The sequence below is a fragment of the Streptomyces sp. NRRL S-378 genome (assembly GCF_000720645.1).
Classification (GTDB): Bacteria; Actinomycetota; Actinomycetes; order Streptomycetales; family Streptomycetaceae; genus Streptomyces.
This window is the reverse complement of sequence record NZ_JOBX01000014.1, coordinates 46104-69052: the sequence shown is the minus strand read 5'-3', so window position 1 is coordinate 69052 and position 22949 is coordinate 46104. Positions and strand designations below refer to the sequence as shown.

Annotated in this window: 24 protein-coding genes and 1 pseudogene; 13 read left to right on the top strand and 12 right to left on the bottom strand. The window is 72.6% G+C overall.

The window, feature by feature from the left end:
• Positions 1 to 72: 72 nt before the first annotated feature.
• The 3 genes from IH80_RS0113080 (at position 73) to IH80_RS0113070 (ending at position 3441) form a co-directional block, all read left to right on the top strand.
• Positions 73 to 1617 carry an FAD-dependent oxidoreductase gene (locus tag IH80_RS0113080; protein WP_030960281.1) on the top strand — a complete coding sequence of 515 codons (1545 nt, stop codon included), beginning with the start codon at positions 73 to 75 and terminating at the stop codon, positions 1615 to 1617.
• A gap of 34 nt (positions 1618 to 1651) precedes the next feature.
• Complete coding sequence (locus IH80_RS40780) at positions 1652 to 1999, top strand: DUF6343 family protein (RefSeq protein ID WP_107056806.1); 348 nt, start codon at positions 1652 to 1654, stop codon at positions 1997 to 1999.
• A 200-nt stretch (positions 2000 to 2199) separates the two neighbouring features.
• Complete coding sequence (locus IH80_RS0113070) at positions 2200 to 3441, top strand: PP2C family protein-serine/threonine phosphatase (protein WP_051809207.1); 1242 nt, start codon at positions 2200 to 2202, stop codon at positions 3439 to 3441.
• 13 nt (positions 3442 to 3454) lie between these two features.
• Here IH80_RS0113070 and IH80_RS0113065 read toward each other — a convergent pair whose 3' ends face one another.
• Positions 3455 to 5890, bottom strand: coding sequence for a SpoIIE family protein phosphatase (locus tag IH80_RS0113065; RefSeq protein WP_051809205.1), 2436 nt, complete (start codon positions 5888 to 5890; stop codon positions 3455 to 3457).
• Positions 5891 to 6226: 336 nt separating this feature from the next.
• Here IH80_RS0113065 and IH80_RS0113060 point away from each other — a divergent pair, with 336 nt between their 5' ends.
• Both IH80_RS0113060 and dhaK read left to right on the top strand, forming a co-directional pair.
• Positions 6227 to 6475, top strand: a complete 249-nt coding sequence (locus IH80_RS0113060) for a type II toxin-antitoxin system RelE family toxin (protein WP_030960276.1) — start codon at positions 6227 to 6229, stop codon at positions 6473 to 6475.
• A 162-nt stretch (positions 6476 to 6637) separates the two neighbouring features.
• Entirely contained in the window at positions 6638 to 7642 is a 1005-nt protein-coding gene (gene dhaK, locus IH80_RS0113055) for a dihydroxyacetone kinase subunit DhaK (protein WP_030960274.1), read from the top strand.
• An 84-nt stretch (positions 7643 to 7726) separates the two neighbouring features.
• On the opposite strand, the gene IH80_RS0113050 is transcribed toward dhaK, so the two are convergent.
• Positions 7727 to 8299, bottom strand: a complete 573-nt coding sequence (locus IH80_RS0113050) for a DUF2231 domain-containing protein (RefSeq protein ID WP_051809203.1) — start codon at positions 8297 to 8299, stop codon at positions 7727 to 7729.
• A 104-nt stretch (positions 8300 to 8403) separates the two neighbouring features.
• Positions 8404 to 8724: an ATP-binding protein gene (locus IH80_RS0113045; protein WP_051809201.1), complete on the bottom strand. Its 321-nt coding sequence runs from the start codon at positions 8722 to 8724 to the stop codon at positions 8404 to 8406.
• 256 nt (positions 8725 to 8980) lie between these two features.
• Between IH80_RS0113045 and IH80_RS0113040 the strand changes: the two genes are divergently transcribed.
• Entirely contained in the window at positions 8981 to 9193 is a 213-nt protein-coding gene (locus tag IH80_RS0113040; RefSeq protein ID WP_030960268.1) for a hypothetical protein, read from the top strand.
• A 75-nt stretch (positions 9194 to 9268) separates the two neighbouring features.
• Here the strand turns inward: IH80_RS0113040 and IH80_RS0113035 are convergent, their stop codons facing one another.
• Positions 9269 to 9772, bottom strand: a complete 504-nt coding sequence (locus IH80_RS0113035) for a DUF488 domain-containing protein (RefSeq protein ID WP_030960267.1) — start codon at positions 9770 to 9772, stop codon at positions 9269 to 9271.
• A gap of 180 nt (positions 9773 to 9952) precedes the next feature.
• Between IH80_RS0113035 and IH80_RS0113030 the strand changes: the two genes are divergently transcribed.
• The 4 genes from IH80_RS0113030 (at position 9953) to IH80_RS0113015 (ending at position 14258) form a co-directional block, all read left to right on the top strand.
• A complete protein-coding gene (locus tag IH80_RS0113030; protein WP_030960266.1) occupies positions 9953 to 10141 on the top strand; it encodes a DUF6381 family protein in 189 nt (62 codons plus the stop codon).
• Positions 10142 to 10300: 159 nt separating this feature from the next.
• Positions 10301 to 11815: a hypothetical protein gene (locus IH80_RS0113025; protein ID WP_234432218.1), complete on the top strand. Its 1515-nt coding sequence runs from the start codon at positions 10301 to 10303 to the stop codon at positions 11813 to 11815.
• Between the two features lie 252 nt (positions 11816 to 12067).
• Positions 12068 to 13351: an alcohol dehydrogenase catalytic domain-containing protein gene (locus IH80_RS0113020; RefSeq protein WP_030960263.1), complete on the top strand. Its 1284-nt coding sequence runs from the start codon at positions 12068 to 12070 to the stop codon at positions 13349 to 13351.
• Positions 13352 to 13355: 4 nt separating this feature from the next.
• On the top strand, positions 13356 to 14258 hold the full coding sequence (locus tag IH80_RS0113015) for a glucose 1-dehydrogenase (protein ID WP_030960261.1): 903 nt from the start codon (positions 13356 to 13358) through the stop codon (positions 14256 to 14258).
• Between the two features lie 81 nt (positions 14259 to 14339).
• On the opposite strand, the gene IH80_RS0113010 is transcribed toward IH80_RS0113015, so the two are convergent.
• From IH80_RS0113010 to IH80_RS0113000, 3 genes are all read right to left on the bottom strand, one after another.
• Positions 14340 to 15722, bottom strand: a complete 1383-nt coding sequence (locus IH80_RS0113010; RefSeq protein WP_030960259.1) for a mycothione reductase — start codon at positions 15720 to 15722, stop codon at positions 14340 to 14342.
• 98 nt (positions 15723 to 15820) lie between these two features.
• The gene (locus IH80_RS0113005) at positions 15821 to 16108 is read right to left on the bottom strand and encodes a hypothetical protein (protein WP_030960257.1); all 288 of its coding nucleotides are present in this window, start codon (positions 16106 to 16108) and stop codon (positions 15821 to 15823) included.
• Positions 16109 to 16194: 86 nt separating this feature from the next.
• Positions 16195 to 16818 carry a TetR family transcriptional regulator gene (locus tag IH80_RS0113000; RefSeq protein WP_030960256.1) on the bottom strand — a complete coding sequence of 208 codons (624 nt, stop codon included), beginning with the start codon at positions 16816 to 16818 and terminating at the stop codon, positions 16195 to 16197.
• 99 nt (positions 16819 to 16917) lie between these two features.
• Between IH80_RS0113000 and IH80_RS0112995 the strand changes: the two genes are divergently transcribed.
• Together IH80_RS0112995 and IH80_RS0112990 are read left to right on the top strand one after the other, a co-directional pair.
• Positions 16918 to 17109, top strand: a complete 192-nt coding sequence (locus IH80_RS0112995; RefSeq protein WP_030960255.1) for a hypothetical protein — start codon at positions 16918 to 16920, stop codon at positions 17107 to 17109.
• Positions 17106 to 17399 carry a hypothetical protein gene (locus tag IH80_RS0112990; RefSeq protein WP_030960254.1) on the top strand — a complete coding sequence of 98 codons (294 nt, stop codon included), beginning with the start codon at positions 17106 to 17108 and terminating at the stop codon, positions 17397 to 17399. The genes IH80_RS0112995 and IH80_RS0112990 overlap by 4 nt, the downstream gene beginning before the upstream one ends.
• 90 nt (positions 17400 to 17489) lie before the next feature.
• On the opposite strand, the pseudogene IH80_RS43685 reads toward IH80_RS0112990, so the two are convergent.
• A pseudogene (locus IH80_RS43685) lies at positions 17490 to 17645 on the bottom strand (DUF4235 domain-containing protein); the annotation flags it as partial.
• 39 nt (positions 17646 to 17684) lie between these two features.
• A complete protein-coding gene (locus IH80_RS0112980) occupies positions 17685 to 18728 on the bottom strand; it encodes a YihY/virulence factor BrkB family protein (protein ID WP_030960250.1) in 1044 nt (347 codons plus the stop codon).
• A gap of 155 nt (positions 18729 to 18883) precedes the next feature.
• Between IH80_RS0112980 and IH80_RS0112975 the strand changes: the two genes are divergently transcribed.
• Positions 18884 to 19285, top strand: a complete 402-nt coding sequence (locus tag IH80_RS0112975; RefSeq protein ID WP_030960249.1) for a cofilin family protein — start codon at positions 18884 to 18886, stop codon at positions 19283 to 19285.
• Positions 19286 to 19343: 58 nt separating this feature from the next.
• Here the strand turns inward: IH80_RS0112975 and IH80_RS0112970 are convergent, their stop codons facing one another.
• From IH80_RS0112970 to IH80_RS0112960, 3 genes are read right to left on the bottom strand one after another with little or no spacing between them, the layout of a single operon-like run.
• Complete coding sequence (locus IH80_RS0112970; RefSeq protein WP_030960248.1) at positions 19344 to 20906, bottom strand: FAD-dependent oxidoreductase; 1563 nt, start codon at positions 20904 to 20906, stop codon at positions 19344 to 19346.
• Positions 20903 to 21625, bottom strand: a complete 723-nt coding sequence (locus tag IH80_RS0112965; protein ID WP_030960246.1) for a class I SAM-dependent methyltransferase — start codon at positions 21623 to 21625, stop codon at positions 20903 to 20905. The genes IH80_RS0112970 and IH80_RS0112965 overlap by 4 nt, the downstream gene beginning before the upstream one ends.
• A 33-nt stretch (positions 21626 to 21658) precedes the next feature.
• Positions 21659 to 22846 carry a lycopene cyclase family protein gene (locus tag IH80_RS0112960; RefSeq protein WP_107056809.1) on the bottom strand — a complete coding sequence of 396 codons (1188 nt, stop codon included), beginning with the start codon at positions 22844 to 22846 and terminating at the stop codon, positions 21659 to 21661.
• Between the last annotated feature and the right edge of the window lie 103 nt (positions 22847 to 22949).

The window sequence follows — 22949 nt, the reverse complement described above, 5'->3', positions numbered from 1 at the left end:
CACGTCGGCGAACCGGAATGTCCCGCAATGCGCTCACGGCATCCGGGTGGGTTTTCTGGGCAGTCGCCGGATATGAACCGACTTTCGGACACCGGACGCTCCTACTGGATGCAGACGGCGGACCTGCCGACCTTCGCCCCGCTGTCCGGGGCAGTCGAAACGGACGTGGCGATCGTCGGCGGCGGCATCGTCGGCCTCAGCACGGCGTGGGAGCTCTCGCGTGCGGGGCGCTCCGTCGTCGTACTGGAGGCGGACCGGCTGGCGGGCGGGGTGACGGGCCACACGACCGGCAAGCTCACCGCCTTGCACACCGCGGTGTACGACACGATCCGCGGCAAGCACGGGGACGACGCCGCACGTCGGTACGCCGCCTCCCAGAGCGCCGCCCTGCGGCACGTCGTCGAGGTGTCCGGTGAACTGGGCACCGACTGCGAACTGGAGAGCCGCCCGGCCTTCACCTACTGCCGGGATCCCGAGGGCGTCGACGCCCTGCGCGCGGAGGCCGAGGCGGCGCGGGCGGCCGGCCTCAGCGCGTCGTTCGTCACCGGGAGCGGGCTGCCCTTCCCCATTGCCGGGGCCGTCAGGGTGGAGGACCAGGCGCAGTTCCACCCCCTCAAGTACCTGCGGGGACTCGTCGAGGACGTCGCCGCGCGCGGCGGACGCATCCACGAGGGGACCCGGGTCACGCAGCTCGACGACGGGGATCCGTGCGTGCTCAGCACCGAATCCGGTGCCACCCTTGCCGCGGGGCACGTCGTCGTCGCCACCCATCACCCCCTGTTCGACAAGGCCCTGCTCGCCACCAGGCTCACGCAGCACCGGGACCTGGTGATCGCGGGCCCCCTGCCCGCCGGCCAGGACCCCGAGGGCATGTACATCTCGGAGGAGGAGGGCAAGCGATCCGTCCGCACCTCGCCCCTGCCGGACGGCCGACGGCTGCTCATCGTGACCGGGGAAGCCTTCACACCGGGCACCGGAGAGGACACCGAGGCCGGGTACGCCCGACTCCTGGCCTGGACCGAGCAGCACTTCCCCGGCTTCACCATCGCCCACCGGTGGGCCGCGCAGGACAACAGTTCGACCGACACGCTGCCGCTCATCGGCCGCCTGCCCACGAACGGCGAGAACGTCTACGTCGCCACCGGCTTCGCCGGCTGGGGCATGACGGGCGGCGTCCTGGCCGCGACGGTCATCGCCTCACTCGTCCGCGGCGACGAGGAGCCCTGGGACGGCCTGTACGACCCCGGCCGGGTCGGCTCGGCCCTGCGATCGGCGCCGACGTACCTCAAGGCCCAGTGGGACGTCGGGAAGCACTTCGTGCAGGACCGCCTGGACACCCTCGGCGACGGCACCAACGGCCCGGCCGCAGGCCTGCGGCCGGGTGACGGCACCGTGGTCCGAGCCGCCGGCGGGCCCTGCGCCGTACACCGTGACGACCAGGGAGAACTGCACGCCGTGTCGGCCGTCTGCACGCACATGGGGTGCCTGGTCGCGTTCAACAACGCCGAACGGACCTGGGAATGCCCCTGCCACGGTTCCCGCTTCGGCGTCGACGGCGAGATCCTGCAGGGACCGGCGCTGCGCCCCCTGGAACGCCGGGATCCCGAGGAACTCTGACGCGCCGGACCACCGGCCGGAATGAGGTGAGGCCATGGGCTTCTCCGCACGCAGACACGTCGGCCTGCGCGCCGCCGACCGGCACGCACGGCAGGCGGCCACGCGGTGGCGGCACGACGGTTCGGAAGCCCAGTGGGCCCGCAGCGACCTGCGCCTGCGTCGCGTGCTGTCCCTGTGGGCGATCCCCGTGTTCGCCGCCGGCAGCGCCCTCCTGGCGTACCTCGCTTCGCAGACCACCGCCGGGGCCGCTCCGCCCCGCACCGTGTACGTCGTCCTCGCCGCGGTCTGCTTCGCCCTGGCGGTCCTCGCACTGATCGACCTGCAGGTGATCAAGCACCGTATCCGCGAGGCAGAACGCTGGCACCGTGCCACCCGACCCTGAAGGCCGCGGCGCAGGAGGCCACCGGCGTCGCAGTACGCGCGTACGCGCGGCAGCCGTCGGCCATCCCCCGGACCGGACCGGCCGGGCCCGTCGGCGTCGTGTCGACCGGGTCGCGGGGGACTCCTTGGTCAAGATGGCCCCATGGGTTCCCGTCTCGAGGAGAAGCATCCGATGGACTGCGATGGGAAAGGGCGTCCCTGGTGAGCGAGGGAGGCGGCGAGGGTCTCGGTACGGTGCTGGCCTGGGTTCTCGATCGCTCCCACGAGGCGTCGGCTCTGGACCTGGCCGGACTGATCGACGAGGCCGCCGGTCGTATCGGGATCGGATCCACCCGGATGTTCCTCGCCGACATCCAGCAGAGCCGGCTCGTCCCCCTTCCCCAGCCCGGGGGGCTCGGCCCGCCCGCCCCGACCGCTCTCGACATCGACGGTTCCCTGGCCGGACTGGCCTACCGCACCCAGCGGGTCCAGCTGAGCAGGGACCGGAGCACCGCCTGGTTCCCGATGGTCGACGGCATCGAACGGGTGGGCGTCATGCAGGCCTCCGTGTCCGGCCCGGCCGCCGACCGGATGGAGGCGGGCCGGGCGCTTGCGAGCCTGGCGACGCTGCTGGTGGTGTCCCAGTCCTCCCACAACGACCTCCTCGTCCGCCATCAGCGGACACGCCCGATGAGCCTCCAGGCCGAACTGCTGTGGGCGTTCCTGCCACCGCGGACCATCGGCACCACCGAGGCCACTTCCGCGGCGATGCTGGAACCGGCCTACGACATCGGCGGCGACGCCTTCGACCACACCTTCATCGACGGCATCCTGCACGTGACGATGCTCGACGCGATGGGTCACGACCTGGCGTCCGGGGGCGCGAGCGCAGCGGCCATCGCGGCCTGCCGCTTCACGCGCCGTTCCGGCGGCTCCCTCCCCGACATCGCGACCACCATCGACCGCACTCTGGCCCGGTGGGTCCCCGACCGGCTCATGACCGGGGTCGTCGCCGAACTCGACACCCACAACGGCGACTTCTGCTGGACCAACTGCGGCCACCCGCCACCGCTGCTCATCCGCGACGGCCATGTCCTCCCCCGGGCCCTCGAACGGGACGCCGAACTCCCCCTCGGCCTCGGGTTCCACGAGCAGAAGCCTCCCACCCGGCACCACGTCCGCCTCCAGCCCGGCGACCGCGTCCTGATCCACAGCGACGGGGTGACCGAAGCCCGCTCCCCCGACGGCGACCTCTACGGCGAGGACCGGCTGACCGACACCGTGATCCGCTCCCTGGCGTCCGGACAGAACGCACCGGAGGCCCTGCGCCGGCTCGTCCAGAACCTCCTCGCCCACCAGGAACACCGACTGCGCGACGACGCCACCATCCTGCTGGCCGAATGGCACCCGAACGCCTCGGCCACCTCGGACACCCCGCCCGCCGAACGGCCCGCCCGCGCGTGACCCCGGGCCGGGATCAGGACCGGCCGGGTACGTGGATCTCCAGGACGCAGATGTCGTCGCGGTTCCCCGGACGCCGCGCCGCAAGCGTCTTGGCGAGCGTGCCCGTCCGGCCCTCCTGCACGAGTCTCAGAGCCGTGTCGGAGAGCCGGTCGAGCCCGGCCCATATGTCCTCCCGGGGATCCTCCACCAGACCGTCGGTGTAGAAGAGCAGATGGTCCCCGGGCCGCAGCTCGGTCACTTCCTGCCCGTACGTCGAGTCCAGCGCGGCTCCGAGGAGACTGCCGCGGGGCTGCGACAGGTAGGTCGCCGCACCGTCCCGGATCAGCAGCGGCGGAAGGTGGCCCGCCCGCACCCAGGTCAGCCGGCGGTCCCAGGGCCGGTAGCACCCCATGACCATGGTGGCGGTGGCACCGTTGTCGTCCACGGCCGTGTGGAGCAGGAGATTGTTGAGACGGCCGAGGACGTCCGGGAGGGGTGAGCCCGTGATGGCCATCCCCTTCGCGGTGAACCGCAGCTGGGCCATCGTGCCCACCGCCGACAGCCCGTGCCCGGCGACGTCTCCGACCACGAACAGCGCACTCCTGTCCGGGAGTTCGATCGCGGAATACCAGTCGCCCCCGACGTTCAGGCCGCTTTCGGCCGGCACGTAGGCCACCTCGACCCGCAGGCCTGCCAGTTCGAGCGACTGTTCGGCGATCGGCAGGAGGGTGTCCTGGAGCCTGGCAGCCAGCGCACGCTCGGCCTTGAGCATGCCGCGCTGGACGAGGTTGGCTCGTTCGCTCTCCTGCAGGGCCGTTTCGGCGCCCCGCTGCGCCGTCAGGTCCTGGAAGAACCCGTGTACTTCGACCGGGCTGCCGTCCGCGTCCCGCTGCGCCTCGGCGACGATCCGCAGGTGCCGTACTCCGTGGGCGGTGGTGATGCGGAAGGGCTGGTCGATCGCACCACCCTCGCCCAGCAGCCGCTGGACGGCCGCGCCCAGTTCCGGCAGGTCGTCCGCCAGCAGGTGGTCGGGCAGTTCCTCCAGCCGCATGGGTCCCAGGGCCGGGTCACGGTCGAAGACCGTGTAGACCTGGTCGGACCAGGTGATGGTGTCCGTCGTGAGGTTCCAGGCGGCCCAGCCGAGGTTGCCCAGCCGCTGCATGTCGTCCAGCCTGCGGGCCTCGCGATCGCTGGTGTCGTGGCGGATCCACGTCACGATCAGGCGGCCCCCCAGCCTCGAAGCCCGGACCGAGTAGACGGACTGCTGCGGAACTCCGGCGGCCACCTCCTCGTAGGTGAAGGGCTCCCCCTCGTAGACCGTCCCCGTCATCAGCGTGTCGAGGTATCCCTCCCACACATCGCTACCCGCGACCGTCGGGTACGTCTCGAGGATCTTCCGGCCGATCAGCGCCCTGCCGCGCCGCCCGGCCACGTCCAGCGCCTCCGGCGCCGCCGCGTCGATCCGGTAGTCCTCCACCTGCCCCGTCGGGGAACGGAGGGGGGTCAGCAGGACCGCCGGCCCGGGCAGTGCGTCGAACATCGCCTGGACGGCGCCGACGTCCTGCCCGAGGGGATCGGTCCCGTCGGGTCCCCGGCCCTCGCGCAGACGGCCTCCGCACAGCCTGACGGCCCGCCGGAGGAGGGTCCGGGTCCGGGCGTCGAAGGGTCCCGGGCGGGTGCGGAAGAATCCGATGACCGCCGTGACCGGCCGGGTTGCGGGTACGGGAAGCCAGGCGCGGGAGGGCCACCGCTCGGGCGGCTCGCCGATCAGCAGATACCGGGCCGAGTCCCGCGCCAGGTCTTCGAGCCACACCGCCTGCTCGGACTCGATGGCCTCCAGTGCCGCGACACCGCTGAGCGGGGGGATGTGGCTCCACTGCTCGGCCGTGGCGTCGTCCACGCCCGCGTGCCCGGTCAGCTCCAGGCTGCCGGCCGTGGCCACGGTGTAGATCATCACGGCGGCCACGTCCTCCGGGTCGCCCAGCACGGTCTGCAACAGGCCGGCGATCTCGTCGGCGGTACGGGTGCTGGGGGCCGCCAGGCCTTCGGCCAGCCGGGCGAGGAGCGCCCGGTGGTCGACGGGTCGGCCGTCGTCGGCGAGGACGTAGCGGCTGGTGTCGAAGGGCGTGTGCCCGGGCACACGCACGGCGGCCGGAACGGTCCGGATCCCGGCCTGGGGCCGCGGCTCCGCCGGCTCCGCACCTGCCTGCCCCTGGGTGATCCAGCACTCCTCCAGCAGGGACCGCCGGTGCCGCGCAGCGCGATCGAGCAACAGTTCGTAGGCGGCCTCCGGCGTCACGTCCGCCCGGGCCATCAGAATGCCCTTGGCGCGCTCCAGGACAGCCGTCATCGAGGCCAGGGCCTCGAGGTCCACGACCTCGGCACGCAGCCTGGACACGACCCTGGCCAGAGCCAGCATCTCGGGGCTCGCACCGCTGCCGGCAGCGGGTAGCACGGAGTCGCCCTCCATAGGTCGAGCATGCCACGCCCCCCGCCCGTTGTATCCGGCGGGTGCATCCCGTTCGCAGCTCCGCGGAAAGCCGCCGTGCACCTCTGCGGTTCGTGGCGGTGCTGACCCCGTGCGCCAGCACCGGCCCCCACGACGATGCGGCCGATGCGGGTTGACGGCCGGCACGGACGCGCGCCGGTGGACGCGGTCCTCGTGCCGACGACCGGAAGGTCCTGGCCGGGCCTGTCCGCGAGCCGGGCGTACGCGGCGGTGCGACGGGCAGGCGACGGGTGGGCCGCCCCCGTGCGCGTACGGGAACCCCGGTGCGGCCCCGCCTCGTCGGCAGGAGGGTGGCAGATGGCTTACGGCATCGTGTGGGACGAGGCGGCCGTGTACGGGGCGGCCCGGCACCTCGCCGACGACCCGGCCGGCCTTCGACAGCTGCTGTACGCCGTCGGGCTCCTGTCCGGCGAGCCGCGCCCGCGGGGTGCCGCTGTCCACGGCCCGGGGCTGTGCCGGATCCACGTCGGCCGCTACCGGGTGCTCTACGCCATCACCCGCGATCCGGGTGCCGTCGTCATTCTGCATGTCGGCCGCCTCGGATAGTGCGGACGATCTCGGTCGCCCATGGCCCTGCCTGCCTGTCGTTGCGGGGCGGGCTCCCTTACCGTCGAAGTGAGCGCTGCGCGACCGGCGTGCCGCCCCACCGGGCGACCTGCATGCACGCGGCTCGGAGAGTCACCTGTTCAGCCCACTGGGAGATGCGCCGTGAAGATGCTGATCAACAGTCCTCAGACCGTGGTCGCCGATGCCCTGCGCGGGCTGGCCGCCGCCCATCCGGACCTCGAGGTGGACGTGGAGGCCCGGGTCGTCGTACGCAAGGGCGCCCGCGAGGGCGGGCGGGTCGGCCTGGTGTCCGGCGGCGGTTCCGGGCACGAGCCGTTGCACGCGGGCTTCGTGGGACCCGGAATGCTGTCGGCCGCCTGCCCCGGCGAGGTGTTCACCTCTCCCGTGCCCGACCAGGTCCTGCGGGCGGCCAAGGCCGTGGACTCCGGCCAGGGGGTGCTGTTCATCGTCAAGAACTACACCGGGGACGTACTGAACTTCGACATGGCCGCCGAACTCGCCGAGGAGGACGGCGTCCGCGTCCAGCGCGTGCTGGTGGACGACGACGTGGCCGTCACCGACAGCCTGTACACCGCCGGCCGGCGCGGCACCGGAGCCACCCTCTTCGTCGAGAAGATCGCCGGGGCCGCCGCCGAGGAAGGCGCTCCGCTGGAGCAGGTCGCGGCGGTGGCCGAGCGCGTGAACAAGGCCTCCCGCAGCTTCGGCGTGGCCCTGAGCGCCTGCACCACGCCCGCCAAGGGCAGCCCCACCTTCGACCTGCCCGACGGCGAGCTGGAACTCGGCATCGGGATCCACGGCGAGCCCGGCCGCGAGCGCCGCCCGATGATGACGGCGCACGAGATCGCGGAGTTCGCGGTGGGCGCCGTACTGGACGACCTGGCGAGCGTCGCTCCGGCCGACGGGCCGGTTCTGGCCCTGGTGAACGGGATGGGTGCGACGCCGCTGCTGGAGCTGTACGGATTCCACGCAGCGGTGGCCCAGGTGCTCGCGGACCGCGGGGTACCGGTGGCGCGGAGCCTGGTGGGCAACTACGTCACCTCGCTGGACATGGCGGGGTGCTCGGTGACCCTCTGCCGGGCCGACGAGGAGTTCCTGCGGCTGTGGGACGCGCCGGTGCAGACCCCGGCACTGCGCTGGGGCCGCTGACCGGAGGTACCGTCCTGCTCCCCCTGGGCCGGTCGTGAAGCCCCGCCCGCCCCGCGGCGGCCGGCGCTGCGTACGGACACGGCCTCAGGAGGTGGGGTGGGCCCCGACGGCCTGCCGGTAGGCGACGTGGCCGCCGAGTGCCCCGGTGATGCCCACCGCCACCAGACCGGCCCACCCCCACAGCCGGCCCTTCGCGGGGCGGCCGCCGAGACGCGCCCCCAGGGAGACCGCGTAGCAGCTGACGGCCGCCGCGTTGGCGACGGCGTGGACGAGGCCCACCCTGGCCTGTTCGGGCGGCAGGTCGGCCCAGTCCGCCCAGCCGGCGACGGCGGCCGGGGCCACCCCCGCGAGGCCGACGGCCGTCAGGGTGGTGGCCGCACGTCGCTCGCCGGGTACGACATCCAGTACCGCGGCGGAGAGCCAGCACCCGATGGGCACCTGCACGAGGACGGGATGGAGGGGATGGCCCAGTGGCCGTCCCCTCAGCACGTCCCGCACGTCACCCAGCGGGAGGGACCGGATCCGCCGCTGGAGGACGCGGATCGCCGGGTCGGCCAGGGTGCTCCGTTCCAGGCGGTCCAGGGCCGTCAGCCACCATCCGGAAGCGGCGTTCAGGGCGGGGACGACGGTCGTGGGGTCGAGGGCTTTGGTGTTCATGCAGGGCGCCTACCCGCCATCGGGCCGTGCCCCACGTCGCTGTCGGCCGAATGGGAGGAGCGGTACCCCTGTACGTGTACGCGATCCCCTGGTCCGCAGCGCCGTCAGGCCGGCAGGTCGAGGTCTGCCCAGACGGTCTTGCCGCGACCGCTGGGACGGCTTCCCCAATGGTGGGCCAGGTGGTCGACGAGGAACAGGCCGTGACCGCCGACGGAGTCCGGCCGGTGCTCACGGAGCCGGGGCCGGTCGGGGCTCGGGTCCGTGACGGCGATCTGCAGCACACCGTGATGGTGCGCGAGAGTCATGCTCCGCACCCCGCCCGCGTGTTCGACGGCGTTGGAGAGCAGTTCCGCTGCGACCAGCACGGCGTCTTCGCCGTGGCCGGTCAGGCCGGTCAGGTCCCAGTCGGTCAGAGCCCGGCGCACCCACGAAATGCCGGCACTGCATGCCGCCGCACCCGCTGTCGCGTGGAGGTCGAGCTCGCGGTGATGTGCTGCGGACGACGGTGGATCCATGGCCAGTCCCTGGGAGCCGATGGCTTGTGGTACACCGCGCCTGCCCCCCGGCCGACCGGCTACACGACGGCGGCGCAGCCCGTTTACCCCGCCCCCTGCCGGACAGACGCCCGGCAGGGACGGGCTCACCTGCCCGGAGTCCCACACGGCAGAGAGGCGGTCGGGCATGACGAGGCATCCGGTGGTCGTCTACCCTCCCACCGCCAGCGGCGGTCGCCGCGTGCGCATCGACGCGAGCATCTCCGGCACCGCCTACAGCGACCGCGACCTGATCGAGTTCCTTCGCCGCGCCGGCGCCCAGGAACCCGAGGCGCTGTCCGAATCGGCCCTCATCGAGTGGCGCGGCGGCCGTCCCCACGACTACGGCGCACGCGGGTAGCCCGCGCCACTGCACGCAGGGGTGGCCGTCCCCCGGGTCACGGCCGACCCGGCGACCGTCGGGGTGGCCGCCGTGTCACGGGGCCTCCCCGGACCGGCCGGGGCGGATGTTCGTGACCGGCAGGCCGTACTCGGCGTGCAGGCGCTCGGCCACCAGCGAGCGGTGGCACGCCTGCGGATTCCCCTCGACGCAGAACAGCGCGGTCACCGAGCCGCTCGGGAGCTCGGTGACGAGCGTGCCGAGGTCGAACGGGTCGAGGATCTCCCCGGTGTAGCGTTCGATGTATTCCGGCGCGAGTGCGATGCGGGTGCGCTTGCCCACGCCCTGGCGGTCGTCCTCGCGGTACTGCAGCTGACGCAATTCGGTCGTGGGCGCCAGCCCCTTCACGTGCCGGTAGCCGATGCCCGCCGCGGCGAGGGCACGCTGCAGCCGTGCCGCGTTCGCCCAGGAGTATGCGGCGCCCCGAACGCCCCGTCGCTGGCGGAGATCGAGCAGCAGAGCCACTCCCCCGCACGCGAGCCCGTCGAGGAAGGCCCCGGCCGTGAATCCGTAGACGCCGATCGTCGCGATGCGTCTCATCGCAGTGTCCCCTCGGCTCGTCAGGCACTTCCCTCGTTCACAGCATCGCCCCCGAGGTCGTGAACGTCGCTTCCGCTCCGTGTCAGCCCCGCGGTGACGGGGGTAGGCGCGTGAGGATGGAACCGGCCGGTACCTCACCGTCCGGCGCAGAGACCCGTACGCACACGGAAAGGGCGAGACATGACCGGTGACGAGCAGCGGAACAGGGTGGCCGGCGAGATGCGGCGGAAGGCCGAGCAACTGGAACTGCAGGCGCAGCGGGCTGCCGAGCCCGCGGAGCGGGAGCGGCTCATGGAGAAGGCCGTGCACCTGCGTGCGAAGTGCGAGGAGATCGGGGGTCCGGAGAGCGCCACCATGGACCCCATGTAGTCGCGGGGCCGGGCCTGCCGCGCCCGGTCAGCCCGCTGATCGTGCCGCGCCGGGGCCGGTGACACGGCCCGCCCGGGGGTGCAGAATCGAGTCTGCGACACCGGGCGGGGGCCCGGGCCGGGGGCGGGGGTACCGATGGGCCGGGCGTGGCGTTGGGGATTGACCCTGCTGGTGGCGGGTGTCGTGCTGTGGTACGCCTCCTACTACACGACGATCCTGGTCTGGGAGCTGCGCAAGCTCCTCGCCTGGTTCGCCCTGCCCCTGCTGGCCGTGGCGTGTTGTGTCGCGGCCGGGCTGCTGGCGCGGTGGCTCCGACGGCGCGCGGGGCACACCGGCGCCGGGAACGCGGCCGTCGTCCTGGCGTGGTTGGGCACCGTCTCCGCCGTGGTTCTGGGCGTCGGCTGGCTGGTGTACGGGGCGTACCTCCAGGACCGCGCGTACATGGCCACGGCGCAGATCGCGACCGATCCGGTCCCCGCCCTCTCCGCCCGCTCCCCGTACGTGGTCGGCGAGGCGCAGGCCGCTCCGCACCTCGGCGACGTCACCGGCGAGATCGCCGACATCACCTACCTGCCCGACTCCGACCGTTTCGGCACCCTGGTCGAGCGGCGCGGCTGGCTCGCCGGGTACGAGGTGGGCCTGGTCCAGGAGGTCCCGCTGGGCGGCAGTGGCCGGAGCCAGGTGCGCTGCCCCTTCGACCTGGAGAAGGCGGACGCGCGGATCAGTGGCTGGTTCACCCACAACCTCGGCCGCAAGATCTCGAGTGTGAAGCGGTGGGTCCGTTTCGACGCCGACGACGCCTACGTGACCTGCTCCGACGGCACGCCGGTCGTGGTCGTTCCCCTCAAGCGCCAGACCGGGCTCTTCGTCGTGACGGAACGTCCCGCCGGCGTGGCGCTCTACGACGGCAGGACCGGGAAGGTGACGGTGACCACCGACACGACCGCGGTCCCCGGCCCGTCCTACCCGCTGAGCCTCGCCGCCCGCCAGCGCGAGGGAACGGCGGCGGTGGGCGGCTTCAGCGACTGGTGGTTCGAGCGCAGCGGCTGGGACGCCTCCGAGGACGGCGCCAACGAGGGGAACGAGTCCGAGTTCACCCTGCGGTACGGCGACACGTCCGTGGGCGGGGCCGGCAGTGCCTACGTCACCCCGCTCACGCCCCAGGGTGAGGCCAGCTCGGTGGTGGCCGTCTCGACGGTGCCCACCCGGCACAAGGGCGGCGGTCTCGCACCGATGACCGTCCACCGCCTCGATCCCGCCTGGTCGTCGCCGAAAGCGCTCGTGGCACTCATCAAGGCCGAATACCGGGACGTCTGTTGCTACAACGACGATCAGGTGTTCGAGGTCGTCCCCACCGGCGGGAGCACGTGGACGGCCACCGTCGGCAGCGAGCAGAACATCCGCTTCCGCGTGGAGGGCAGAGGACCGGTCGACGGACGCGAGGCCACCTGCCTCAAGGCCGCCGACGGTGCGCTCATCCGGTGCGCGTACGCGGCGCCCGGATCGCCCGAGGAGCAGGAACTCAAGCGCAGGGAGCAGCAGAAGCAGCAGGAGGAAGCAGCGAAGGGCTCGGGAGGGGCGGCGGGCGATCTCACGGGCCTGAGTGACGATCAACTGGCCGAACTGCAGCGCCGCTTGGGCGACGAGTTCCTCCGCCGCCTCAAGAGCGGCTGAGACGCCCGCTGCGGAACGCACGGTCGGGCGCGAGCAGGGCCACGGCCTCCCCTGCGCCGTCAGGTGCCCGCCCGGCCGCGCCCGCCCCCGGCAGGTTCCGGGCACCGGCGCCGACCCGCGCGGAGCGGGCGGGCAGGTGCTGCGCACGGGCGGCGTTTCCGGCCGCCTCGTCCGGGCAGGCGCCGACCGTCTCCGGAAAACCGGCGACCGGCCGCGAGGCACGACGGGAGAACCGCCGGGTAAGGAAAGATCATGAAAGCGGCAGTGTACGAAGGACCCCGCACGGTGACGGTCAAGGACGTTCCCGATGCGCGGATCGAGCATCCCTGCGACATCCTGGTCCGGATCACGACCACCAACATCTGCGGTTCCGATCTGCACATGTACGAAGGCAGGACATCCTTCGAGACCGGCCGGTCCATGGGCCACGAGAACCTCGGCGAGGTCGTCGAAGTGGGCAACGCCGTCAGCAAGGTCCAGGTGGGTGACTGGGTGGTCCTGCCGTTCAACATCGCCTGCGGCTTCTGCAAGCAGTGCGAGCAGGGCCTGACGAACTACTGCCTGACCATGCAGCCCAAGGCCGACATGGCCGGCGCCGCATACGGTTTCGCCGAGATGGGCCCCTACCAGGGCGGCCAGGCCGAGCTGCTGCGCGTTCCGTACGGCGACTTCAACGCCCTGCGCCTGGGTGAGGACGCCGCCGAGCGCCAGCTGGATTACGTGATGCTGGCCGACATCTTCCCCACCGGCTACCACGCCACGGAGATGGCCCAGGTGAAGCCCGGGGACCAGACGATCGTCTACGGCGCCGGGCCGGTCGGCCTCATGGCCGCCTACTCGGCGATCCTGAGGGGAGCGGGCCGGGTGTGGGTCGCCGACCACCAGCCCGACCGGTTGCGGCTGGCGGAGCAGATCGGCGCCATTGCCGTGAACACCGCCGAGCAGGACCCGGGAGAGGTCGTCAAGGAGGCCACCTTGGGGCTGGGTGCCGACAACGGATGCGAGTGCGTCGGCTACCAGGCCCATGACCCGCAGGGCGAGGAGGACGCGAGCCTGACCATGAACGGACTGATCGACGCCGTGCGGTTCACCGGCAGCCTCGGGGTCGTCGGTGTGTTCCTCCCCGAGGACCCGGGAGCGGCCGAGGCCCAAGGGCAGCTGGAAGCCCAGGGCAAGATCCCGATCGACTTCGGCATGCTGTGGTTCAAGGGACAGCACATCGGTACCGGCCAGGCACCGGTCAAGCGGTACAACCGAGCCCTGCGCGACCTCATCGCCGGCGGGAAGGCCGAGCCCGGTTTCCTCGTGTCCCACGAACTCGGCCTCGACGAAGCACCGGCGGCCTACGAGCACTTCGACAACCGCGACGACGGCTGGACCAAGGTCGTCCTGCACCCCGACGGCCGTGACGGATCGGGTGAGCGGCGCCCTTCGCACATGACGGTGCAGGAGCTGCGCCATCAGGCCTCCGAGCGGGGGATAGAGGGCCGTTCCCACATGAACAAGCAGCAGCTCGAAGCAGCCCTGGGACGGTGATCCGATGACCTCCTCCCCTCCTGAGCCCGGCGCCCGTCTCACCGATCCGGTGGGTCTGCACCCGCGCCCGCCGTTTCCCGAGCAGGACCAGGACCATCCCGGCACCACGGAGGCCATGGATCCACGTCCCGATCACGGCGAGCACAGCTACCGCGGCCACGACCTGCTGCCGGACCGCAAGGCGCTCGTCACCGGCGGAGACTCGGGGATAGGTCGGGCCGTCTGCCTGGCCTTCGCCCGGGAGGGGGCCGACGTCGTCTTCACCCACCTCCCCGAGGAGGAGACGGAGGCCGCGGAGACGGCGCGCCTGGTCCGGGAGGCCGGCCGTACGGCGGTGCCCGTCGCCTGCGACATACGGGACGAAGAGCAGTGCACGGCTCTCGTCGAGCGGGCGGTGGCCGAGCTGGGCGGCATCGATCTCCTCGTCAACAACGCCGCCTACCAGATGGCGCAGCCCGACGGGATCGAGGCGATCACCACCGCGCAGTTCGACCGGGTGATGAAGACCAACCTGTACGGAATGTTCTGGCTCACCAAGGCAGCACTCGCCCACATGCCGCGCGGGGGCTCGGTCCTCAACACGGCCTCCGTCCAGGGCTACCAACCCAGCCCGCACCTGCTCGACTACGCGATGACCAAGTCGGCGATCATCTCCTTCACCCACGGCCTGGCGCAGATGCTCGCCGAGCGGGGCATCCGCGTCAACGCGGTCGCCCCCGGCCCGGTCTGGACGCCCCTCATCCCGGCGACGATGCCCGATGCGACGACGTTCGGCCAGCAGTCGCCGCTGGGCCGCCCCGCGCAGCCCGCGGAGATGGCGACCGCTTTCGTCTTCCTCGCCTCGGACCAGGCCTCTTACATCACCGGCGAGATCGTCAACGCGACCGGCGGAACACCCCTGCCCTGACGGTGCCGGTCCGAGCGTGCCGTGCAGCGGGAAGGGGGCAGCCCGCTCAGGGAGCGGGCGAGCGGGCGCCGGTGGCCGAGGTCATCGGTGGCCGGGGGTGCGGGGGAGGTCGAGAAGAGCGTTGGAGACCACCTCGGTGGGCGCGGGGTGGATCCACAGCGGGGTCCGCGCGAGGTCGCCGGCCGTGATGCCACAGCTCATGGCGATGACCAGGGGCTGGATCAGGCTCGCCGCCTGCGGGCCCAGGATGTGGGCGCCCAGCAGCAGTCCCGTGCGGCGGTCCGCGAGCACCTTGCAGAAGCCCGGGCCGTCCTCCAGGGCCCAGCCGTAGGCGGTGTCTGCGAAGCGGCGCACGCTGACGGCGTAGTCGAGCCCCTCCTTGCGGCACTGCTGCTCGGTCCGCCCGACCTGCGCGATCTGGGGGCGGGTGAACACGGCGGCGGGGACCGCCTCGTGAGAGGTGCGGACCGGGTCGCCCGGGTGCAGCAGGTTGTGCGCCACCACCTCGGCCTCCCGGTTCGCCACGTGTTTGAGCGGAAAGGGGGTGCACACGTCGCCGAGGGCGAACACCCCCGGGGCGCCGGTCCGCTGAAAGGCGTCGACGGCCACCCGCCCGTCGTCGTGGAGCGGGATCCCCGCCCGGCCGGCGTCGATCCGATCGCTGTTCGGTGTGCGCCCCACGGCCACGAGCAGCGTGTCCGCCTCGACGGTCGTGCCGTCGTCCAGGATCAGGCGCAGCCGTCCCGGCTCCCCCTCGACGCGGGTCAGTGCGGTGCCCGTCCGCAGGTCGTAGCGGTCGGCGGCGATGGCGGTGTAGGCGGCGGCGATCGTCTCGTCCTGAGCGGAGAGGAGGGTGTCCTCCTGCTCGATGACCGTGATGCGGCTGCCCGCCGCGTGGAAGACGTGCGCCAGCTCGGCCGCGACGTAGCCGCCGCCGAGTACCGCGAGGTGCCGCGGCGGCCGGTCCAGGCGCATGACGCTGTCGGACGTCTCGTACGGCAGTCCGGAATCCCGCACCGGCGCGGGCACGTCCGGGCGGCCGCCGACGGCGATCACGACCTGCTCGCCGCGGACGGTGACGGCGTCCGCGCCGTCACCCACCACCAGTGTCCGGTCCCCGGTGAAACGGGCAGGCCCTTTGAGGACGTCGACATTCGGGGCCTCCCGCCGTCCGCGCTCCCCCTCCGCGGCCTCCCGGTCCAGACGTCCGAAGACCCGTGCCCGCACTGCGGGCCAGTCGACCCCGCCCAGCGCCGCCTGCACGCCGAACCGGCCGGCGTCGCGGATCCCGTCGGTGAGGTCCGCGACGTGTACGAGCATCTTGCTCGGGATGCACCCGCGGTTGAGGCAGGTTCCGCCGAAGGCGGCCTCTTCGACGAGGGCCACCTCCAGGTGCGAGAAGCGTTCGTCCACGATGATGTTGCCGGATCCGGCCCCGACGATCACGAGGTCATAGGTGCGCATGCGGCGCAACGTACCCCCGGACGACCTCTCCACTCGCGCACGGCACGCGGCGCCGCCCCCGGCCGGCGCCCACCTCTCCGGGACCGGCTCCGTGACGCCTACCGGCCCGTGGGCAGTCGGGGGCCGTGGCCGTGGTGGTGAGAGACGATCAGGACGGCACTGGTCCACGCGATCACCCCGCTCCAGGCCAGGAACTCCGACCCGGCGAAGCTCCCTGCCAGGAGCATGACGAGGGCGGCCAGTAGCAGCAGGGACATGCCGAGCCGCCGCCGGGCTCCACGCCATCTGCCCCGGTCGGACTGCGCCGGGGCGCCGCCGCCGTTCAGGTCGGCCAGCAACTGGTCCCAGGCCGCCGTCTCCTGCGGTGTCAGTTCGTTCCCGGTCACTCCCCCGCCTCCCCTGCCCACGGTCCTGGAGGCGCACTTGCCCGGCAACGGCCGGACCATGTACTCCGCCGACCGTCCCACCCGGGTCACCCCGGCCAGTGCACCCGGCCGAGGTGGATCAGACGGAGCTGGCCGAGAGCGGTACGGGTGGCGGCCGCCCAGTCATCCCCCCGCATCGAGGCGGCGAGGAACGCCGAGGCCGTCATGAACATGTGGTCCACCAGGAGTCTCGACAGCATCGTCACGTCCTGCCGGGGCCACCCCGCACTGAGGGGATCCGCTCGGAGGACCGCCTCTATCTCCTCGGCGAACACGTCCAGTTGCCCCGCGATGGCCTCCCGCACCGCCGCCACCCCGCCATGGCGTTCGCGGACCAGGAAGCGGACGTGCGCCGGCCGCGAACGCACCAGCTCGGCCACCAGATGCACCGCGGCCTCTCCGCGCCGCTCGGGGTCACCGGTCGTGGCGAGGACGTCCCGCACCGTCACGTGCAGACTGGCCAGCGCCTCCTCGACCAGCGCCGTCCCCAGCTCGTCCATGTCCCGGAAGTGCCGGTAGAAGGCGGTGGGGGCGACACCCGCGGCCCGGGTCACCTCTCGGAGCCCGAGGCTTCCCAGACTGCGCTCCTCCAGTAGCGACAGGGCCGCGTCGAGCAGGACACGGCGGGTGCGGCGGCGCTGGGTCTCACGGACCCCGGGGGAAGCACTCATGACGCGCAGTCAACCGCGTCACACTCGTGCGCCGCCAGCATGACCCGAACTGAACCGGGTAGTCAGTGAACAACTGTTACCCATTTGGAAGGATATCCCATGCTCTTCCTCGTAGCCGCCTTACTGGTGCTCGGCGTCCTGCTGGGCGCCGTGGCCCACCTGCCGGTGCCCGTCTCGGCGGCCGCCGGTCTCGCCATCGCCCTGTGGCTCAGCCTCTTCGCCGCCCGTGAACGACTGTCGGGCCGGCAGCGGGCCACCCGCCCCCACCACGACCGCGGAGGCCTGCGATGAGCCCGCACACCGAACCCCACAACCGTGTCCGTGCCCGCACCCGGGTCCGTACCTCCACCCGCGACGCCGACGCGATGGCCGTTACCGCGTTCGTCCTGGGCCTGGTGGGTCTGCTCGTGATGAACCTGGTGCTCGGCCCCGTCGCCGTGGTCCTCGGCGCGCTCGCCCTCCACCGCCGCACCACCCGGCCGGGCCGCGCCCAACTGGCCATCGCCCTGGGGCTGACCGACGTACTCGTCCTCGCCTGCCTCGTCGCCGCGGACGGCACCTGGTCCTGGAGCCTGACCTGAACCTTCCCCATGGGTACCCGGGATGCAGAAACGGACCGGCGCCGGCCCCGGTGGCTCGGGGGTCGGCGCCGGTCGTCGGTCCGGGACGGCTCAACCGGGCCAGGTACCGATGATGCGCCCGGTGGCTGCTCCTGCCGGGTCGACGGCCGCCTTGACCACGGCGAAGACCGCCCCTTGCAGGGCTGCGGCGACCAGGCCTTCCGGCCGGGTCCAGGGCTCGTCGGCGGCGTCGGGTGCGTCGTCGTCGTAACGGATCATCTTCCCCTTTCCTGCCTCCGACGTGCCTCAGCCCGGGCGTCGGCGGTCCTCGTCGCTCCACTTACGGGTGTCGCGGGGCTGGACGTAGGGCTCCTCGTCCTCGGGGTGGCCGCCGGCTATGGCGCGCTGGCGGGCCATCTCGGCGTCGAACTCCAGGCCGAGGAGGATGGCCAGGTTGGTGATCCACAGCCAGATCAGGAAGACGATCACTCCGGCGAGCGTGCCGTACGTCTTGTTGTACGAGCCGAAGTTCGCCACGTAGAACGCGAAGCCCGCCGACGCAATCATCCAGATCACCAGGGCCAGGAAACTCCCGGGCGTGACCCACTTGAATCCGCGGCCCTTGGCGTTCGGTGCCGCCCAGTACAGGATCGCGATCATGATCGTGACGAGCAGCACCAGGACCGGCCACTTCGCGATCGACCACACCGTCACCGCCGTGTCACCGAGCCCGAGGGCGGCACCCGCCTGCCGGGCCAGAGCGCCGGTGAACACCACGATCAGGGCGCTGACCACAGCCAGGATCATGAGCGTGATCGTCAGCGCCAGGCGCAGCGGCAGGACCTTCCACACCGGCCGGCCCTCGGGCATGTCGTAGACGGCGTTCGAAGTGCGGATGAAGGCGGCGACGTACCCGGAGGCCGACCAGATCGCCACGGCCAGGCCGATGACCGCCACGAGTGATCCGATGCCGGCGTTGCCCTGGAGCTGCCGGACCGCATTGGTGATCACATCGCGGGCGGAGCCGGGTGTCAGCTTCTGCAGGTTTTCCAGGACCTGCGCGGTGGCCGATTCTCCGGCGATACCGAGCAGGGAGACGAGTACGAGCAGCGCCGGGAAGAGGGCCAGCACACCGTAGTAGGTGAGCGCCGCGGCCCGGTCGGCGAGCTCGTCGTCCTTGAACTCCTTCAGCGTGCCGCGCAGCACCGCCTTCCACGATCGCTTCGGCATCTGCGAAAGCCGGTCCGGAGCCCGCTCCTCGACCTGCTCATCGGGGCCCGCGTCGCCGGATCCGGCCCTGGTGGGCCCGCGGGCGTCGTGCTGGGGGTTCGGTGTCCGTGTCCGTTTCATACTCGGCCCCTTTCCTCTCACGGAGGTCTCATGCACCGCCGCCGAGAGCCGGGCCGGGGCCGCCCCCCGCGCGGGTTTATCCCGGCGGCGGGCCGGACAGACGCCCACCAGGAGCCGTCCCGCACCGGCACGCTCCCGTACCGAGGTGAGTCCCCGTGAAAGGTCCCATCCGCCTGTCGGAAGCCCTGCTCGCCGCTCTGCAGCACCTGCGGGAAAGGCGGGAGATCAACACGGTGACCCTGCGCTACTCGGATGCTCCGGCCGTGCTGGTTCCGGAGGCCGAGGCCAACTTGACCCATGAGGAGCTGGTGCAGGCGCTGCCGGTGGACGAGCCGCGGCTGGTCCTGCACGAGCTGGCCTTCGCCAGTCCGGAGGGCACGAGGAAGCACGCACAGCTGCTGATCTTCTGGATGCCGCCTGCCGCCGGGGAGCAGGAGGACGCCTACACTGCCGGGTTCACGGCCCTGAAGGAGCACCTCCCCGACGTGCACGTCCACCTCACCGCGAGGCGGGCGAACCAGCTCGAATACCGAAGGCTGGTCGCCCTGGCCGGGTAGGCCGCTCCTCCCGGCGGCCGCGGTGTCTTCCCCGGCCGGCCCCGCGCGCCGGGCCGGATCAGGGGGCCCGGTCTCCCGCCCAGGCGGCGGCCTTCCTCAGTACGGCGGTGCGCCCGCGATCCGGTACCGTCCACAAGGTCTGCCCGCGCAGGCCCCAGGGTTCGAGCAGGGCGTTCGCGGCCTGGAAGCCGGTCGTGGCCGCCCGTTCCATCAGCGCGACCGGAAGGTCGCTCCGCACGAAATCCCCGGCGACCACCAGCCGGGGATCGGAGGTGCGGACGGTGGGACGGCCGGTGTAGCCGCCCACCGGGAACAGCGGGCAGTCCTCCCGCCACTCGTGGCGGACGTCGACGAGCCCCGCGGCGCGGGTCTCCGGGTACACGTGGTGGAGCTGCTGCCGGAGTTGCTGCTCCAGGGCGGTGCGCGGGGCGCGCGGGTCGACGGCGTAGGCGTGGAGTTCCACGACGGCCCCGCCGGTGCGTGCCGCCCAGTGGGCGGCTTCGTCCTCCCACCGGTTCAGCACGCTGATGTTGTCGAGGCCGCCGAAGCCGCTGGTGCCCAGGAATCCGGGCCGGTCGGGTGCGACGGGCCGGTCGAGCCAGAGCCGGGTCACGAGGAAGGGCGGGGCCGGGCGCAGCCCGGCCACGCGTTCGCGCCAGGGGCCGTCGCCCAGCCGCTCCGAGCGGGCGACCAGGGACCGCAGGCCGGCGGCGTCGAGGGCGAGGACCACGGCGTCGTAATGGCGTTCTTCACCGCCCCCGGCCACCTCGAACCCGTCGGCGCGTGCGGGTACCACGTGCTCCACGGGGCACCCGGTGCGGACGTCGGCGTCATGGCGTTCCAGGTAGGCGGCCAGGGGCTCCCACAGCGCCACCGGGTAGGGCGAGCGGGGCACGTCGAACAGCAGGCCTTCGGCGGAGCCCAGGAAGTAGATGTGGAACATGAGGGCCATCTCGGCCGCGGACAGCTGCCGCGGGTCGGCGAAGAAGCTCCGGGAGAAGACCTCGAAGGCCAGGTGGCGGGCCTGTTCGGGGAAGCCGACGGCCTCCAGGAAGTCGTGGGCGCTGGTGTCGTCGAGCCGGTGGTACACGTCGGGCACGCGGACGTCGAGGAGGGGCAGGGCCGGGACCGGGTTCATGGCGCGCAGGTCCCGCAGTCGGAACGACGGGCTCAGCGCCACGAAGCCCAGCGCGCTCCACGGCGGGGTGCGCGGCACGTGGCGGAAGCTGTCGCGCAGGCCGTCCGCGTGCACCAGTGGATAGTCGGGCAGCGGGGTGAGGTTGGCCAGGGCGGGGTCGGTTCGTCGAAGCAGGCCCCGCAGGTTGTAGTACTGCCGGAAGAAGGCGTGGAAGCCGCGGCTCATCGTCACGGTGCTGCCGTCGCGCAAGCGGGTCGGCCAGCCGCCCACCCGCCCGCCGAGGTAGGTCTCGCGCTCGTACAGCGTCACCTTCACGCCCCGTTCGGCCAGTGCCGTGGCGGCGGAGAGGCCGGCGATCCCGCCGCCGATGACGGCTGCCGTGGGGCGGTCCTGTCCGGGGCGGGCTCCCTGGCGGGCGGGCAGGATGCGTGCCCGCCGGTCCCTGCCACGGCGCGCGGCGGTCCGCGGTGCGGGGGCGGTCATGGCCGGCCGCCCTCGGGGCGGGCGGCCACGAAGGTGTGGGTGATGCCCGTCTGCCAGCCCGGCAGCGGTAGGGCGCGGACCCCGTCGAAGCCTGCTTCGCGGACACGGGCGGCGAACCGGTCGACGGAGTCGAAGTGGACGACGCTGCGCCACAGGTGGCGGTACAGGGGTCCGTCCCCCAGCAGGGTGGCTGCGGGCTGGACGATACCGCGGCACACCAGCGTCCACACGGCCCGGTCGGCGCGGCGGCCACTGAGGCTGTATTCGTGCACGGCGAGCCGGCCGCCCGGTCGCAGCACGCCGCGTACCGTGCCGAGGACGGCCCCGGGATCGGTGAGGTTGCGGAAGAGGTAGGCGGCGAACACCGCGTCGAACGGTCCGCCGACGCCCGCGTCCGCCAGGTGCTCGGCCGGGGCGTGGACGAAGCGCACCCCGTCCGCCCACGGTTTGCCGGCGGCCTTCGCCAGCATGCCGGCCGAGGCGTCGACGGCCGTGATGTCGGCGGCCGGGAGGACGGACCGGATCGCGGCCGTCGAGGCTCCGGTGCCGCAGCCGAGGTCCAGGACGCGCACGCCCTTCCCCGGTGCGGGCAGGCCGAGTCGGCGCACCGAACGGCGCAGATGCGCGTGGTAGCCGGGGTTCGCGGCGACGAGCGCGTCATAGGTGCGGGAGGCGTGGTCGAACGCGGCGGCGAGGTCCTCGTCGCGCAGCAGGGTCATCCGGTCTCCTGGGGCTGGTGGTGGCGGTGGGGTTCAGCGGGCGGGCCGGCGCGGCAGCCGGGGCAGCTCGACGGCGGTGCGCAGCATGGGGCCGACCGGGGCGTGTCTGCCGACCGCCACGTCCTCGCACAGGTTCGTGCGCCCGTCGAGGAAGCGGAGCAGCCGGGCCGGCGGGACCCGGGCGAAGAGCCGGCAGAACAGGTCGGGGCCGTCGACCCGGCCGCTGTCCAGGGCGCGCAGGAGTACCGCGTCCATGGCGCGGGCCCGTACGGAATGCGCGGCGGGCGGCACCGGTTCGCGGCCCTGCCGCAGCGCGGCCGCGACCGCCCGGGTCTGGCGCTGGAGTCCGGCGAAGGTGTAACCGGTGGACGGGCGGGTCGCGCCGCCGGCTGCACCGATCCGGAACACCGACGCGCCGACCCGTCGGGGGATGGGGGCGTCCGTCATGGGGATCAGCCCGGTCTCGGTGGCGAGGATCTCCAGGTCGCCGAGGGACAGCACGTCCGCGGTGTAGTGGCGCAGGGCCGCCTCGTAGCCGCTGTCCGTCAGCACGTGCGGGGAGAACTCGGTGTACTCCACGAGGGCTTCGCACGGGCCGGTGGGCAGGACGTAGCCGAAGGAGAGCCCGTCGGCGGGCTGTGGTGTGCGGAAGTCCATCAGTTCGACCGTCGCGCGGTCGAAGGCGGGCCGTGCGGTCCGGACGAACCAGCCGTGGAAATGCTGCAGCAAGGTGGTGCGGGCGGCCGGGAGGCTTCCTGGAGGACGTGAGTCGAACACCCATCGGGCCACGAGTTCGACGCGGCTGCCGCCAGGACGGGTCATCAGGACCCGGGGACCGGCGAGGTCTTCTTCCACGGCCTCCACGGTCGCTTCCAGACGGCGGACGTTGGGACTGCGGGCGAGGTCCTGGCCGACCAGGGTCTCGAAGTCGTCGGAGCGGATCATCTTGTACCGCAGCGGGGTGATGTCCCCTTCGATCGCGGGCCCGGCGGGCGGCCGTACCCGCAGGTGTCGCCACTGCGACCGCACCGCGGCATCGAAGCGGCCGCGGCCGGACTCCCAGAAGCACCAGGTGCGCGGGGCGGGACGCAGCGGGCCCGGCGGCGCGTCGATGAGGATCACGGCCGGGGCGGTCGCCCCGGGGGCCCGACCGCTCAGCCGGTGGGCCAGGGACAGTCCGGCGGCGCCCGCCCCGATGACCGCCACGTCAGCTCTCAGCACGGCTGTCGCCTCCATCCCCGGGTCCGAGTGCATACGCAGGCTTTCCGGCCCGGGGGCGGAATCGGATGCGGTCCCCTGCCCGGGTCACCTGGTCGGGTGCGTC

Excerpts from the sequence above, each read along its gene's own strand:
- IH80_RS0113030 (WP_030960266.1), top strand. The coding sequence starts at position 9,953 with ATGACCGGTGACGAGCAGCGGAACAGGGTGGCCGGCGAGATGCGGCGG.
- IH80_RS0113050 (WP_051809203.1), bottom strand. The coding sequence starts at position 8,299 with ATGAACACCAAAGCCCTCGACCCCACGACCGTCGTCCCCGCCCTGAAC.
- IH80_RS0113065 (WP_051809205.1), bottom strand. The coding sequence starts at position 5,890 with ATGGAGGGCGACTCCGTGCTACCCGCTGCCGGCAGCGGTGCGAGCCCC.
- IH80_RS0113060 (WP_030960276.1), top strand. The coding sequence starts at position 6,227 with ATGGCTTACGGCATCGTGTGGGACGAGGCGGCCGTGTACGGGGCGGCC.
- IH80_RS0112995 (WP_030960255.1), top strand. The coding sequence starts at position 16,918 with ATGCTCTTCCTCGTAGCCGCCTTACTGGTGCTCGGCGTCCTGCTGGGC.
- IH80_RS0112980 (WP_030960250.1), bottom strand. The coding sequence starts at position 18,728 with ATGAAACGGACACGGACACCGAACCCCCAGCACGACGCCCGCGGGCCC.
- IH80_RS0113000 (WP_030960256.1), bottom strand. The coding sequence starts at position 16,818 with ATGAGTGCTTCCCCCGGGGTCCGTGAGACCCAGCGCCGCCGCACCCGC.
- IH80_RS0112990 (WP_030960254.1), top strand. The coding sequence starts at position 17,106 with ATGAGCCCGCACACCGAACCCCACAACCGTGTCCGTGCCCGCACCCGG.
- IH80_RS0113080 (WP_030960281.1), top strand. The coding sequence starts at position 73 with ATGAACCGACTTTCGGACACCGGACGCTCCTACTGGATGCAGACGGCG.
- IH80_RS40780 (WP_107056806.1), top strand. The coding sequence starts at position 1,652 with ATGGGCTTCTCCGCACGCAGACACGTCGGCCTGCGCGCCGCCGACCGG.
- IH80_RS0113015 (WP_030960261.1), top strand. The coding sequence starts at position 13,356 with ATGACCTCCTCCCCTCCTGAGCCCGGCGCCCGTCTCACCGATCCGGTG.
- IH80_RS0113020 (WP_030960263.1), top strand. The coding sequence starts at position 12,068 with ATGAAAGCGGCAGTGTACGAAGGACCCCGCACGGTGACGGTCAAGGAC.
- IH80_RS0113040 (WP_030960268.1), top strand. The coding sequence starts at position 8,981 with ATGACGAGGCATCCGGTGGTCGTCTACCCTCCCACCGCCAGCGGCGGT.
- IH80_RS0112970 (WP_030960248.1), bottom strand. The coding sequence starts at position 20,906 with ATGACCGCCCCCGCACCGCGGACCGCCGCGCGCCGTGGCAGGGACCGG.
- IH80_RS0113010 (WP_030960259.1), bottom strand. The coding sequence starts at position 15,722 with ATGCGCACCTATGACCTCGTGATCGTCGGGGCCGGATCCGGCAACATC.
- IH80_RS0112965 (WP_030960246.1), bottom strand. The coding sequence starts at position 21,625 with ATGACCCTGCTGCGCGACGAGGACCTCGCCGCCGCGTTCGACCACGCC.
- IH80_RS0113035 (WP_030960267.1), bottom strand. The coding sequence starts at position 9,772 with ATGAGACGCATCGCGACGATCGGCGTCTACGGATTCACGGCCGGGGCC.